General features: G+C 71.4%; 12 protein-coding genes. 5 read left to right on the forward strand and 7 right to left on the reverse strand.

What is annotated here, in order from left to right:
• Position 1 precedes the first annotated feature (1 nt).
• Genes ACFY2A_RS22295 through ACFY2A_RS22305 form a run of 3 tightly spaced genes read left to right on the forward strand, consistent with a single transcriptional unit; the run spans position 2 to position 2,398 of the window.
• The gene (locus ACFY2A_RS22295; protein ID WP_387174251.1) at positions 2-457 is read left to right on the forward strand and encodes an ABA4-like family protein; all 456 of its coding nucleotides are present in this window, start codon (positions 2-4) and stop codon (positions 455-457) included.
• A 4-nt stretch (positions 458-461) separates the two neighbouring features.
• Entirely contained in the window at positions 462-1,775 is a 1,314-nt protein-coding gene (locus ACFY2A_RS22300) for a sensor histidine kinase (protein WP_387174253.1), read from the forward strand.
• Entirely contained in the window at positions 1,772-2,398 is a 627-nt protein-coding gene (locus tag ACFY2A_RS22305; protein WP_363922484.1) for a response regulator transcription factor, read from the forward strand. The genes ACFY2A_RS22300 and ACFY2A_RS22305 overlap by 4 nt, the downstream gene beginning before the upstream one ends.
• Positions 2,399-2,472: 74 nt before the next feature.
• Here ACFY2A_RS22305 and ACFY2A_RS22310 read toward each other — a convergent pair whose 3' ends face one another.
• Together ACFY2A_RS22310 and ACFY2A_RS22315 are read right to left on the reverse strand one after the other, a co-directional pair.
• Positions 2,473-2,775: a MoaD/ThiS family protein gene (locus ACFY2A_RS22310; RefSeq protein WP_363922482.1), complete on the reverse strand. Its 303-nt coding sequence runs from the start codon at positions 2,773-2,775 to the stop codon at positions 2,473-2,475.
• A complete protein-coding gene (locus tag ACFY2A_RS22315; protein WP_387174255.1) occupies positions 2,772-3,887 on the reverse strand; it encodes a WD40/YVTN/BNR-like repeat-containing protein in 1,116 nt (371 codons plus the stop codon). Before ACFY2A_RS22315 ends, ACFY2A_RS22310 begins: the two co-directional genes overlap by 4 nt.
• Positions 3,888-4,126: 239 nt before the next feature.
• On the opposite strand from ACFY2A_RS22315, the gene ACFY2A_RS22320 reads away from it, so the two are divergent.
• Entirely contained in the window at positions 4,127-4,552 is a 426-nt protein-coding gene (locus ACFY2A_RS22320) for a hypothetical protein (RefSeq protein WP_363922478.1), read from the forward strand.
• A gap of 15 nt (positions 4,553-4,567) precedes the next feature.
• Positions 4,568-7,225: an alpha-amylase family glycosyl hydrolase gene (locus ACFY2A_RS22325; RefSeq protein ID WP_387174257.1), complete on the forward strand. Its 2,658-nt coding sequence runs from the start codon at positions 4,568-4,570 to the stop codon at positions 7,223-7,225.
• On the opposite strand, the gene ACFY2A_RS22330 is transcribed toward ACFY2A_RS22325, so the two are convergent.
• The 5 genes from ACFY2A_RS22330 to ACFY2A_RS22350 all read right to left on the reverse strand — a co-directional run bounded on the left by ACFY2A_RS22330 (position 7,185) and on the right by ACFY2A_RS22350 (position 14,171).
• A complete protein-coding gene (locus ACFY2A_RS22330) occupies positions 7,185-7,691 on the reverse strand; it encodes a hypothetical protein (RefSeq protein ID WP_363922474.1) in 507 nt (168 codons plus the stop codon). The two genes, ACFY2A_RS22325 and ACFY2A_RS22330, sit on opposite strands and share 41 nt — an antisense overlap.
• Positions 7,681-9,483: a RyR domain-containing protein gene (locus ACFY2A_RS22335; protein ID WP_387174259.1), complete on the reverse strand. Its 1,803-nt coding sequence runs from the start codon at positions 9,481-9,483 to the stop codon at positions 7,681-7,683. The genes ACFY2A_RS22330 and ACFY2A_RS22335 overlap by 11 nt, the downstream gene beginning before the upstream one ends.
• 157 nt (positions 9,484-9,640) lie before the next feature.
• A complete protein-coding gene (locus ACFY2A_RS22340) occupies positions 9,641-11,254 on the reverse strand; it encodes a flavin monoamine oxidase family protein (RefSeq protein ID WP_387174261.1) in 1,614 nt (537 codons plus the stop codon).
• A 126-nt stretch (positions 11,255-11,380) separates the two neighbouring features.
• Positions 11,381-12,925, reverse strand: a complete 1,545-nt coding sequence (locus ACFY2A_RS22345; protein WP_387174263.1) for an arabinofuranosidase catalytic domain-containing protein — start codon at positions 12,923-12,925, stop codon at positions 11,381-11,383.
• Between the two features lie 127 nt (positions 12,926-13,052).
• Positions 13,053-14,171 (reverse strand): erythromycin esterase family protein, encoded by a 1,119-nt coding sequence (locus tag ACFY2A_RS22350; protein ID WP_387174265.1) that lies wholly within the window; start codon positions 14,169-14,171, stop codon positions 13,053-13,055.
• Positions 14,172-14,181 lie beyond the last annotated feature (10 nt).

Consider the following 14,181-nt stretch of genomic DNA (forward strand, 5'->3'; position numbering starts at 1 on the left):
CGTGAGCGCCACGTTGTTCTCCTTGACCTTCGCGGTGGCGGCACCCTTCTGGGCGCTGATGATCCTGCTGCCGAACTGGACGGTGACCCACCGGATCATCCGGTCACCGCTGATCGTGATCCCGGTCGTGGCGATCTACGCGATCCTGGTGATTCCGGCGCTCGGGGAGGTCCTGCCGGCCGTGGTCGACCCCACCCTCGACGGCGTACGGGAGTTGCTGGGCGGTGCCGACGGCGCGGCGGCGGCCTGGGCACACATGATCGCCTTCGACCTCTTCGTCGGCCGTTGGGCCTGGCTCGACAGCCGGGAGCGGAAAGTCCCGTCGCTGGTGATGGCGCCGGTGCTGGTGCTGACGATCCTGCTGGGCCCGCTCGGCCTGGCCGCCTATCTGGTCGTCCGCACCAGATGGGTACGCCCGCCGGCCACTTCTGGCCTCGACGAGCAGCGCCTAGGCTGAGGCCGTGGGCTGGGTGGGACGGCTGTTCGACGCGCGCGACAGCCTCGTGCGGATGGTGCTGCTCATCCTCTCCGGGCTGGGCTATCTGTTCTTCGGCGCGCTGTCCGCACCGACCACCACCCAGTGGATCCTCGCGGCGCTCGCCTTCGTGGTCGGGCTGGCGCTGCACCGCCGGCCGCTGGCCAACCTGCTGACGCAGACCGCGCTGCTGGCGGTGGCGATCTGGCTGATCAACGACTTCATGATCAATCAGGTCGGCGCCAGTTGGGCGCTGCTCGAACTGACCATGGTCGCCCGCCGGAGCCGGACCATCTGGCTGGCGGCGGGGCTGCTGGCCGTGGTCGACCTGACCGACTCGATCGGCGATCCGCTGCCGCGCCTGCTCTCCGGTGTGTTCGGGCTGCTGGCAGAGGTCGGCGTGCCCCTGCTGCTGGGGCTGGTCATCCGGACCACCCGGGAACTCGCTCAGCAGTCGCGGCGGCGGGCCGAGGAGGAGCAACGGCGGCGCGAGTCGGAGAATCGCGCCGCACGGGCCGACGAGCGCAGCGCCATCGCCCGCGAGCTGCACGACGTGGTCGCGCACCACGTGGCCTCAATGGTGCTGCGCGTCGGGGTGGCCCGACACGTGCTGACCGACCTGGATCCACGGGTCGGCGCGGTCTTCGACGACGTGCACGGCACCGGCACGGCGGCCCTTGCCGACCTGCGCCGGCTGGTCGCGGTGCTGCGTGACCCCAACGGTGTACGCGGCGACGCCGCGTTGACCGCGATCGAACCGTCGGCGTTGCCGGCCGCGCTCGGCGCCGCGGTGGACCGGGCCCGCCAGGCCGGTGTCACAGTCGTCGCCGACATCGACCCGGCGGTCGGCGCCCTCGACGCGGTACGCGGCCTCGCGGTGCTGCGGCTCAGCCAGGAGGCGCTGACGAACGTGGCCAAGCACGCCGGTACCACCGCGGTGGCGCGGCTGTCGGTAAACGTGGTCGACGGGGCCGTCCACTGGGAGGTGGTCGACGACGGTCGTGGCTGGGTGCCCGCCACCGTGCCGGTCGGCGGCGGCCACGGCATCACCGGCATGCGCGAACGGGTCGAGGTCCTCGGCGGACAGTTGACGGCCGGCCCGACCGGCGCGGGGTGGCGGGTGGCCACCGTGCTGCCCGCCGGCCGCCAGGTGTCCGGTGCACCCGCCCCGGCACCGTCGACAGACGACGCGACAGTCACGCCGTCGGCAAGGGACGTGCCGGCCGGGCCGCCGGGCACCGCGTCGACGGCGGGGGTGGACGGGTCCCGCGCCGGCCCGTGTGCGACGGGGCGCGCGTGATCCGCGTACTGCTGGTCGACGACCAGCACCTCATCCGCGCCGGCCTGCGCATGCTCTGCGAGGCTCAGCCCGACATCGAGGTCGTCGGCGAGGCCGACAACGGCCGCGACGCGATCGCCCTGGCCGCCCGGCTGGTGCCCGACGTCGTGGTGATGGACCTGCGCATGCCCGGCGTCGACGGGATCTCCGCGACCAGCCGGATCATTGCCGACCGTCCCGGTGCGCGCGTGCTGGTGCTGACCACGTTCGGCGACGACGACCACCTCTACCCGGCGTTGACGGCCGGCGCCTGCGGCTTCCTGCTCAAGGACGCACCGCCGACCGAGCTGCTGGACGGCGTTCGTCGGGCCGCGACGGGCGACAGTCCGTTCAGCCAGGAGGTGCTGCGCCGGTTGGTGCAGCGCGCGGTGCACGCCCGCACCGGGACACCGCCGCCGGTCACCGGGCTGACCGCCCGGGAGCAGCAGGTGCTGGACCTGGTCGCCGACGGGCTGTCCAACGGCGAGATCGCCGAGCGGCTGCACATCGGCGTCACCACGGTCAAGTCCCACATCACCAGCCTGATGACCAAGACGGGCAGCCCCAACCGGGTACGCCTGGCGCTGTTCGCCCGCGGCCTGTGAACCGGCGTCGCCCGGGCGAGGCATCGGGCGGCGGCAGCCTGGGTCGCGGCGGCCCCGGCAGCGTCTTTAACCGGTTATCCGCCGGCCATCGCGCCGAGGACGATGAACGGCTCCTCACCGGCGACGACCCGCTCGGGCAGGGGTGTGTCGGGTGAGCTGTTGGACAGGTCCTCCTCGCAGGCGTAGAAGCGGACGAAGGCGCGGCGCTTACCGCTGTGCCGGTCGCGGATGGTGCCGAGCAGCATCGGGTACCGCGCCTCGATGGCGTCGAGCACCAGGCGCTGGGTGGCCGGCCCCGGGCCGGCCACCTCGACCCGCACCTCGCCGGTCACCCCGGCGAGGGTCTTCAGGTGAGCCGGGAGGACGACCCGGATCACGGCAGCACCTGAACTTCCACGGAGAGCACGGCTGGCAGGTCCCGGACGATCGGCGCCCAGCTGTCGCCGCCGTCGGCGGAGCGGTAGACCTGACCACCGGTGGTGCCGAAGTAGATGCCGCAGGGGTCGAGCGTGTCGACGGCCATCGCGTCGCGCAGCACGTTTACGTAGCAGTCGGACTGCGGCAGCCCGTCGGTCAACGGCTCCCACTCGTCGCCGCCGGTGCGGCTGCGGTAGACGCGCAGCTTGCCCTCCGGCGGGTAGTGCTCGGAGTCGCTCTTGATCGGCACCACGTAGATGGTCTCCGGCTCGTGGGCGTGCACCGCGATCGGGAAGCCGAAGTCCGACGGCAGGTTGCCGCTTACCTCGCGCCAGTTCGCGCCGGCGTCGTCGCTGCGCATCACGTCCCAGTGCTTCTGCATGTAGAGCGTGTCGGGGCGCGACGGGTGCTGGGTGATGTGGTGCACGCAGTGGCCGACCTCGGAGTCCTGGTCGGGAATCTCTCCCGACCGCAGGCCCTTGTTGATCGGCAGCCAACTGGTGCCGCCGTCGTCGCTGCGGAACGCGCCGGCCGCCGAGATGGCGGTGTAGATCCGACCCTGGTGGACCGGATCCAGGATGATCGTGTGCAGGCACATGCCACCCGCGCCGGGCTGCCATGACGGCCCGCTCGGGTGGGTACGCAGGGCGGTCAGCTCGGTCCACTTGCCGCCGCCGTCGTTTGACACGTAGAGCGCCGCGTCCTCCGCGCCCGCGTAGACGGTGTCCGGGTCGTCGCGGGACGGTTCGAGGTGCCAGATGCGCTTGAACTCCCAAGGCCGCGGGGTTCCGTCGTACCAGAGGTGGTCGCCGACGTCGCCGGCGTAGGCGAAGTCGTTGTCGACCGTGGTCCAGGTGCGCCCGCCGTCGTCGGAGCGCTGGATCAGCTGCCCGAACCAGCCGCCGGACTGGGAGGCGTAGAGCCGGTCCGGATCGGCCGGCGACCCGGTGAGGTGGTACATCTCCCAGCCGCCGAAGTGCGGCCCGTCGACCGTCCAGCTGTCGCGTCTGCCGTCGGAGGTCAGGATGAACGCACCCTTGCGCGTCCCCACCAGTACGCGTACACCACTCATCTGAGCGTCCTCTCGTCTTCGTCGGGCCGGCGGGCGGTCTCCGCGCCGCCGCACCGACATGCATCGGTCCTGGCCGGTCTACTCCCTGGGTACGACGAATTGGCATCAGCGAAACGGACAGCACCCGCCGCCGCTCGGATTCACCCGGCTTCTGTCGGATGCCCGTCACTTGCGGCCCTGACCCGTATCCCGCCGTGGCGGCCCTTGCACGGTGTAGTGACAGCGACCACGATGGGATCATGGTCGATGGATTGATCTTGCAGGTCGTGTCGGACGGTCCGGTCAGCGACGAGGAACTGGCCGAGCAGGCCCGCCATCTGAGGGAACACCTGAACCAGCTTCCCGGCGTCGAGGCGAGCGAACTGACCGCCGAGGCCGCACCGGGCACCCGGGACACCGCGAGCTACATCTTCGGCGTACTGGCCCTCGCCGTGTTCACCGTGCCGACGGTCAAGCGGGCGGCGGCGGACATCCGGCACCTGGCCGAGGTCATCAAGCGCTACCAGGAGCGCAACAAGGGCAAGCGGCTGCGCATGACCCTCCCCGACGGCACCGAGATCGACGTACGGGACGTGTCGGAGAAGACCCTGGCCGAGCTGATCAAGTCGGTGTCGGTGCCCCGGCAGGGTGAGGCGGCCGTGCCCGAGAAGGTCGACGGTGACTGATCCGGCGGAGTCACGGTGAAGCGGGCGCTGCTGGTCGGGGTGGGCAGCTACGCCAACGAGGCGCTGCCCACCCTCGACTCCCCCGCCAGCGACCTGAAGGACTGGGCGCGGCTGCTGCGGGATCCGACGCTCGGCGCCTTCGACGACGTACGCGATCTCCTGGACGCCGACTCGTACCGCCTCCAGCTCGCCCTCTACGACTTCCTGACCAGCGCCGATCCGCACGATTTCCTGCTCGTCTACTACTCCGGCCACGGGCGGCTGCATCACGATCACCGGCTCTACCTCACCGCGACCGACACCGACCCCGACCGGCTCCCACCGACCTCGGTGCCGACCGACGAGTTCCGGCACTGGGTCGACGAGTGCCGGGCCGGCGAACTGGTGCTGATCCTCGACTGCTGCCACGCGGGCGCCTTCGGTGACCTCAAACAGCGCGGCGGCCGTAGTCGCATCGTCGTGGTCTCCGCCGGGGCCACCGAGCTGGCCCACGAGGGCGACGGCCACAAGCAGCACGCGCTGCCGTCGGCGTTCTCCGGTCCGTTCCTGGAGGGGCTGCGTACCGGCGGCGCCGACCGGGACGGCAACGGGATCATCAGCGTGCGGGAGGCGTTCGAGTACGCGGCCGTGCGCATGGTCGACCGGGAACGCCGGCAGACACCCCAGATGCGCGCCGCCGGGGTCGGTGATCTCATCCTCAGCAACGCGCCGCGCCGGCCCGAGCTGATCCCGGATGACCTGCTGGCGCTCACCCGCAACCGGCTCGCGGCAGCCCGGGTGCTGGCCGTGGAGGAGCTGAGCAACTGGGCGTACGGCCACCAGCGCAGCCGGGAACAGTTGGTCGCCGCCTTCGAGACGCTGGAGACCCTGGAGCGGGATCCGGCGGAACGGGTGGCCGAGCGTGCCCGGCAGGCCCTGTCGGGCCGGCTGCGGGTCACCCGGGCCGAGATGGCGGAGGATCCCGGGCCGCCGGAGCCGCCGGGCGAGCCGGGCTGGGCGGCCGGCAGCACCTTCTACGAGGTAAACGTCCGGTTCTTCTACGACTCCGACGGAGACGGCCACGGCGACCTGCGGGGTGTCACCGAGAAACTGGACTACCTGCGCCGCCTCGGCGTCGACTGCCTGCTGCTCAATCCGATCATGGCGGCACCGGCGCTGGGCGACGGTCGGGCGGCCGCCGACTTCGAGGCGATCGACGAGGGCCTCGGCGCGCCGTCGCACCTGCTGGAACTGCTCAGCCTCGCCCACCGGCAGGGGCTGCGGGTGGCGCTGGATCTGGTGCTCAACCACACAAGCGACAAGCACCCCTGGTTCCAGGCCTCGCGCAGCGACCCCGCCGGCCCGTACGGCGACTTCTACGTGTGGAGCGACAGCGACGAGGGTTACGCCGAGGCCGACGACCCGCTGGGCAGCCACGGCGCGGGGTGGACCTACGACAGCCAGCGCCGCCAGTACTACTGGCACCGCTACAGCCGGTCCGAGCCGGACCTGAACTACGACGCGCCCGAGGTACGCGCGGCGATGCGCGACGTGATGGCGTTCTGGCTCCGGCAGGGCGTCGACGGGCTGCGTCTGCTCACCGTCCCGTACCTGTTCGAGCGCAGCGGCACCTCAAGCAAGGGGCTCGACGAGACCCACGGCTACCTGCGCCAGCTGCGGTCCTGGTTGGACGAGACGTACCCGGACCGGATCCTGATCGCCTGGAGCGAGGACTGGCCGGAGGGGGCCGGTGCCTACTTCGGCACCACCGAGCACCCCGAGTGCCACCTGGTGATGTACGCCTCGCTGATGCCGAGCCTGCTGCTGGCGATGCGGCGGGAGGCGCACCGACCGGTGTCCCGGGTGCTGGCGCAGATGGGTGACCAGCCGCCCGACCGGCACTGGGCGGTGTTCCTGCGCAACGGCGACGAGATGTCGCTGGGCCTGCTGCACGAGCGGGAACGCGACGACCTGCTGCACGCGTACGCGCCGCTGGCCCGGATGCGGGGTGCGACCGGCATCCGGCGCCGCACGGCGACCCTGCTCAACGACGACCGGGGGCAGTTGGAACTCGCCTTCGCCCTGCTGCTGTCGATGCCCGGCGTGCCGGTGCTGTACTACGGCGACGAGATCGGCATGGGCGAGAACCTGGCGTTGCCGGGCCACCTGGCGTTCAACACCCCGATGCAGTGGGCGCCGGACCGCAACGGCGGCTTCTCGGTGGCGCAGCCGGAGAACCTGCCGGCGCCTCCGATCCACGAGTCGATCTACGGCTACATGGCGGTGAACGTGGAGAACCAGCTCCGCTCGCGTTCGTCGCTGCTGCACGTCGTCGAGAAGATGATCGAGACCCGGCACGCCTGCCCGGCGTTCTCCCGCCCCGGTTGCCGCATCGTCCGCTCCACCAATCCGGCGGTGCTGGCGTTCCTGCGCGGTGAACCGGACGACGAGGTGCTCTGCCTGTTCAACTTCTCCCGCTACCCGCAGACCACGACGCTGACCCTGACCTCGCACGTCGGCCGCCGGCCCCGCGAACTGACCGGCGGTGCCGAGTTTCCGTGCGTGCCGGATTCGGGCGAGTACGACCTGGGCGTCGCCGGTCACGGCGTCTTCTGGCTGTCGGTTGCCGCGGGCCGCGACCCGGACACCGTGCTCACCCCGCCGGGGACCGCCGCGCGTCGGCGGGCCAGATGACGGTGGTGGGGATGCCCCGCTCGCGGGCCCAGCCGACGGTCCGGTCGGTCGACGCGTCGTGGCAGCCCGGTTCGCCGTCCCAGACCGCCAGCAGCCGCTGCACCCGCAGCAGCAGTTCCCGGTTGGCGGCCACGTAGGCGGCGGTGCCGGAGGTGCGGTGGCCGGTGTGCAGGACCCGGGTGGCGCGGCCCAGTAGCTCGTCGAAGGCGCCCCGGGCCGCCGGGGCGATGGTGTCCCGGTAGTCGGGGGCCGGCAGCACCACCTCGTACGTGCCGCCGCCGTCCAGGACCGCGCGGGCGAAGATCTGGTCGGTGCCCGCCGCCAGGCAGGTGACCCCGTGCACCGGCCGGTCGCTGATCCGGCGCAGTTCGAGGCGGATCGCCTCGGCGACCAGCCGTTCGGTGGCCGGGGTCAGGTTGATGTGGCCGGTGACCCCGACGCGGACCGGTTCCCGTTCAGGCGGCATCGGCCGACCCTCCCCGCTGGACGGGCACGCTGGGGCCCAGCCGGATCAACTCGAATCCGCTGTCGGACAGCACATCGGGCAACGCCCGGATCTCCTGCCGGTTCTGCTCCTTCGCCGCCGGCGACAGCTCGTCCCACGGCCGCAGCAGGTGATGTCGACGCCGGACGTCGTCGCGCGGCTCGCCGTACGTCCAGCCTTCGGAGCGCCGCTCCCGGCACCACCGCTCGTGTTCGAGTCGGGCGAGCTGTTCGACCCGGTCGTCGATGGCCCGCCCGGCGGCCGAGGCGTCACCGGCACCACCGTGCCGGGGCGCCACCACGCAGCCCAGGTTCAGCAGCTTGGCGGCGATGTCCTGAACATGACTGCGGTTGGCGCGGCGCAGCGACTCCGGCAGCCGGGACCAGGGCACCATGGCGGGTGCGTCGCCGAGACGGACCCCGGCCCGCTGCTGGGCGTACAGGTACCGCAGGTGGATCTGTTGGGCGAGCCGTTCGGTGAGGTCCTCGGCGATCAGCCGGGCGTCGCAGGCGTGCGTCAGCACCGGGTACAGCCGCAGCTTGCCGTGCACCTCGTCGAGCAGGTCGTGGCGGACGTCGCCGTGGAAGGCGGCGGCGAGCGCGGCCTGCCGGTAGACCGGCACGAAGACGATGCTGCGCGCCCCGCGCCAGAGCGCGGGGGTGTCCAGCGCGAAACGCAGGCCACTGATCTCGTCGGGGGCGCAGAGGTAGATGCGGTCGTAGCCCTCGGCGGCGAAGTGTTCCAGGCCGACCAGCCCCGCGATGTCCCGGTCGTACCCGGTCAACCGGCAGACCTCGCTCAGGAACGGGTAGCGGGAGGTGGCCAGGGCCAGTTCGGCCCGGGCGTCCGGCGCCACCAGATCCACCCGCAGCCGGCGGTCGGGCCCACTCTGGTCGGCCTGGTGCGCCCGCCAGTGCCGGGCGGTCTCCACCAGCAGGGCCCGGCGGAAGCTGCCGCCACCGGCGATCAGGACCGTCGTCGGCCGGTCCGGGGCCGACGGCAGCGGATGGTGCCGGTGCAGCGCCCGGGCGGCGATGTCGTCGACGTGGAAGTAGTCCAGGCGCAGCCGGCTGGACCCGGCGGCACCGAGCCGCCGGGCCTGCAACGACAGGCACATCTCCGGGTCGTGGACCTGCACGTACACCCGGGGCGGGTGGCGTCGGTCCTGGATGATCCGGTTGGCGGTGTTGGCGATGGCGTGGTTGCGGTCGTCGTCGTCGGTGCAGGCGTAGACGGTGTGCGCCCGGGGCAGGCCGGCACCCCGCAGCACCTCCTCGTTCGTCGGGTCGCCGACGACGCCGAGGTAACGGCGTCGGCGGTACTCCAGCGGCCCGAACGGTTCGGAGCGTACGACGACCACCCGGTCGCCGTCGGCGTAGAGCCGGTCGGCCAGCATGTGCGCGAACTGGGAGTCGCCGCAGACGACCGCGTGGCCGCTGGCGCGTCGGGCCCGCCGCCGCCGGATCTCCGTGGCCAGCAGCAGCCGGCCGGCCTCGGCCACCGCCAGCAGGGTGAACAGCGGTGCCATGAACCGGGCCACCTGCAACTGCCACGGATAGGGACCGGGTTGCTCGAAGAGTTCGGCGCTGAGGAAGAACAGTTGCAGGTCGTAGTAGAGGATGTCGTACCGGTCCCCGATGGCCTCGGGGCGTACCTGCGACAGGCGTTCCAGGCCGACGTAACCGAGCACCGAGGCGACCAGGCCGATCACCCCGAAGACGACCCGCAGCCACCACGCGGCGGGCCGGGCCGCACCGGGGACCGGCTGGGTCATCGCCCGGCTACCTGAACCCGCCGGCACCCCAGCCACCGGATTACGACCATGCGCGCCATGCTATTGGACAAAGTCGATCACCAGGGTCGGCGACGTGCCGGCCGGTCGGGCACTTTTCGCAGGTGACGCGGTTTCGTCGGAGTCGAGCTGTCGGGGTTCAGCTCGACATGACCCGGGCGTGCAGGTCGGTGACGACCTTGCGAGCGGACTCGAACGCCCCGGCCTGCCAGGCGATGTAGTGGCTGAGGTGGTCACCGGCGAAGTAGACCCGGCCGTCCGGCTCCAGCAGCCGGCCGTACTGTCCACTGGTGCGCGACGGCCACGACACCCAGCCGCCCTCGGAGTAGCGGGTGCGGTCCCAGGCCACCGAGAACGACGTCTCCAGCTCCGTCCGGTACGCCTCGCCGTGGATCTTCACGCCCTGCGCGACGGCGCGGGCCTCCCGCTCGGCGGGCGTCAGCGCCGCGTACGCCTGGGCGTTGGCGCCGAAGTTGTAGTAGCCGACCACCACCCCCTTCGCACCGTGGTAGCCGTAGGAGGGGTACCAGATCGTGGCGAGGTCCAGGTTGGTGTTGGTGATGCCGGAGTAGATGTTCTCGTCCTGCTCCCACCACCGTCGCCGGTACTGCAATCCGATCTTGCCGGTGGCGTTCGGGACCGGGTAGGCCAACGCGTCCCGAACCGGCTGGGTGAGATTCGACGGGATCTTCGCCAGCACCTGCGGTGGGATGGTGCAGACGCAGAAGTCGGCGGTGGCGGTACGCGGCCGGCCGCCCGGCCCGTCGTAGACCACCGTGACACCGGAGCCGGTGTTGGAGATCGAGCGCACCGCAGCGCCGTAGGTGATGAGCCGACGACCCACGGCCGCTTCGAGGGCGTACGCGATGCGGTCCATCCCGCCGACCGGCTGGAACATCAGCATCGCCTGGTCGTAGCCGAACTCGAAGGAGAAGTACCGGCCGATGCCGCTGGCCAGCACGTCCGTCAGCGGGTACGGGGTGACTTTCGGGGTGCCCGCCTCGAAGCCGGCACCCGGCTCCACCAGATAGCCGCGCCGGTTGGTGCCCGCGTACCGCCAACTGGCCGCCGGGTCGTCGACCACCCGGCCGCCGATCGCGCCGAAACCGCGCAGGAACTCCAGCAGCCGTTCCTTGTCCTCACCCGTGAGGTAGGTGTCGAGGGCACCCTGGTCGGTGGCCTTGGCGAGCAGTTCGGAGACGTACCCGTAGACGTCCGCCTTGGCCTCGCGGTGCCGGATCGGCCGGCCGGAGAGCGCTCCGGCGTTCTCGTTGACGTAGTAGGCGTCGGCGTTCTGGTTGCCGAAGATCTCGATCGGCACGCCGAGTTCCCGGCAGTAGTCGAGGGTCACCATGTGCTGGGCGATGCGGGCCGGGCCGGCGTTGAGGTACTGGCCGTCGGCGAAGCGGGCCCGCTGGGGGCGCCCGTCCAGGTCGGTCTCGGTGGTGCCGCCGCGCACGGTCCAGTTGCGCCCGCCGGGCCGGTCGCGCGCCTCCAGCAGCCGCACCCGGTAGCCCGCCTTGCCCAACTCGTACGCGGTGGCCAGGCCGGCGATGCCGGCCCCGAGCACCAGCACGGACGTCGCCGACCGGCCGGTCAGCGTGAAGTCGGACCGGTTCGGCGCCCGGAACGGTGGCGCCGCCTGCGCGGCGGGCGCCAGGCCGAGCGCACCCATCGTCCCGTAGAGCACCCCGGCCCCGCCGGACACCCCGACTGCCTGGAGGAACTGTCGCCGCGTCGTCGGTATCGTCACCGCCACCTCCCGCACAAGATCGATGTCCGACGATCTCAACGACGGGTTTCAGCGACGCATCCCTCTTGTTACGCGTCGATCACCGGCCAGGCGCGGCCGGCGATCGACGCGAACCGCTGGACACCGTCAGCGGTAGCCGGCAGCGATGATGTTGGCGTGCACGGCGTTCTCGGTGGCGTCGGAGGGATAGCCGGCGACCATGGCACCCTCGTAGAAGGTGCCGGCGCTGAGGTTGGCCCCGCCGTCGGGTTTGCAGCAGTCCCCACCACTGCCCAGGATGATCGCGCCCTGCTTCTTCATCGGGCTGTACCCGGGCGGCAGCGGTCCCTCGTAGAGCGTGTAGAGGCTGCCGGACTGGGCGTTGCTGCCCTTGATGGCGAAGCGGGTGGTGCCGTTGTTCTTCAGGGTGGCGGTGACGAACTTGTGGGGGAACGAGCGCTGGTTCGGATTCCAGGACTGGCTGCCGCCGGGGAACAGGCCCCATTCCAGGTCCGCCTGCACCCACGGGCCGGTTCCGGAGCACCCGCCGAACCAGCACTGGGTGCTGAAGTTGATCGCGTCCATCGCGCCGGCCGCGTCGGCCTTACGGGTCGTCTCGCTGTTGCCGTAGTCGAAGCAGCAGCCGTTGTTGACGTGGGTGCCACTGGTCACCATGTACATGCCCTCCGGTGCGCTGCCGGTCGGCACGCCGGTCAGGTGGCCGTCGCGCCAGTAGCTGTTGCCCGGGTTGATGTACAGCGAGTACGCCTTGCTGCCCCCGACGGTAAGCGACTCGGAGGTGGCGATCGCGGGCCGGCTCTGCGGCGAGCCGGGGACGACGGTGGAGCCCTGGTACCACAGGTCGTTGCCCCGGCCGGACTGGTCGTAGATGACGGTGATCACGCACTGCGTGCCGGCGCAGAACGAGTCCTGCGTGGCCGCGTTGGCGGTGCCGCCGGTGGTCAACAGGCCGATCTCCCGGGTCGTGTTGTCCGACGAGCGTCGCACCTGGTAGAGGTTGCCGCGGTACGCGGCGTACAGCGCCCGGGTCGTACTGTGGGCCGCCACGCACGCCGTACCGCCGGCCGCGTAGATGTCACAGGGCAGCGACCCGGCCGGCGGGGTGGGCGGCGGGCTCGTCGGCGGGGGTGCCGGCGAGGTCCACTGCTGGTTGGTGCCGCCGTGACAGGACCAGAGGATCATCTTCGTACCGTTGCCGGTGCCGGCGTTGTTGGCGTCCAGGCAGAGCCCGGACTGCACGCCGGTGATGGTGCCGTTGGCGTTGACGTTCCACTGCTGGTTCGTGCCGCCGTGGCAGTCCCAGATGATCACCTGGGTGCCGTTGCTGGTGCCGGCGCCGTTGGCGTCCAGGCACTTGTTGCCGTACACCTGAAGTTGCCTGCCAGCGGTGTAGGTCCAGGTCTGGTGGGCGGCTCCGGTGCAGTCCCACAGCTGGGTCTGGATGCCGTTGGTGGTGCTCGCGTTCGGCACCTCCAGGCACCGCCCGGACGCGACACCGGTGATCACGGCACTCTGGCCGGGGACGATGGCCTCGGCGATTGCCGCGCCCGGCGCGGCGACCGCGACATGGAGCTGCGGCGCCAGGATGGCACCGCCCATCACGGTGAGCACTGACGCGCCGATGGCCGCCAGTCGTCGGGGGCGATGGCGGCGACCTCTCGCAACGATCATGATGATTCCTCCGGAATGGTGGTGGAGGGCTGGTGCGACTTCCGGAAGCATAGAGGAACTTAAACATAATTGGTATGACGTCCGACGATCGTCGTCCTGGTCAGCGTCGACCCGCAGCCAGGTAGCTTCAGCGCGGCAACGGGTGGATCGGGGTGACGGTGGGGACGAAGGCGAGCACGTCGAAGCTGCCGGCCAGGGTGGGCAGTTCGTAGTAGTGGTCCCGGTCGTGCTCGGCCTGGTACAGACCGGAGATCAGCCGGGTCCGCCACGGCCGTCCGAGCCGGTCCGCGAGGCGCGCGGGAACGGCCGCGCGCAGGTCGATGATCCGTTCACCGGGGTCGAGGAGCAGCACCGCTTCCAGTGACGACGGGACGGGGCGCGGGATCTGTGTCGCGGGGAGCCGGCCGTGGCCGAAGGTGAGGTGGACGGCGGCGTACCCCTCCCCCAGGCCCGCCCTGAGGTGCGCGCCCATCATCACATCGCCGTGCGCCGCGACGTGGGCGCTGCCTTCCCAGAACACGATCCGGTCGCCGGTACGCCGCAGGTGATCGAGAAGTCGCCCGGCCGCCGCACGCTCCTCCGTTGCCGCGTCGTACCCGGCGCCGAGGGCGTGCGCGTGGAAGTCGACGATCGCCTCGATCAGCCGCAGTGCCTCGTCACGCCCCGGGCTGTCCGGCAGATCGGCGGCCAGGTCGCGGGCGGTGCGGGCGAGGTCGACGAAGGGTACGCCCGGGTGGGTGCCGTGCAGGCGTTGGACGTGCTCGCCGCTGTCGTGGGCGGTACGGATGACGTCGAAGATCCCGCCGATCCGCGCCGCGGTCGCCGGTTCGGCCGGGGCGAGCAGCGCCACGACCCGGTCGTAGTCGCCCGGCAGCGTACGTCGACCGTTGACGGCGATGACGCGTACCGGATCGTCGGGGTGACGCGCGTTGTGCCGGCGCAGCCGGACCAGCGCGTCGCGCATCTCGATCGTCCGCCACGGACCCCACGCCTGGCCGAGCGCCGCGTCCAGGTCGACGTCCTCGCCCCGGACGTACCGGTCGTAGAGGTCGCCGACCCGCTGGTTGTCCAGCAGGGCGACGACCCGGAAGCCGCGCCGGATCAACTCGTGGGTGGTCTCCTCGACCAGCCGGAAGGTCTCGGTGGCCTCCCGGGTGCTGGTGCCGAGACCGACGATGGTGGCCGTCTCGACGAGGGCGGCAAGTGTGCGGGCGGACGACGGGACCGGGGTTCGCAGATCACTCATACCCCGACGA

It is taken from the genome of Micromonospora sp. NPDC000442 (assembly GCF_042898635.1).
Taxonomy (GTDB): Bacteria; Actinomycetota; Actinomycetes; order Mycobacteriales; family Micromonosporaceae; genus Micromonospora.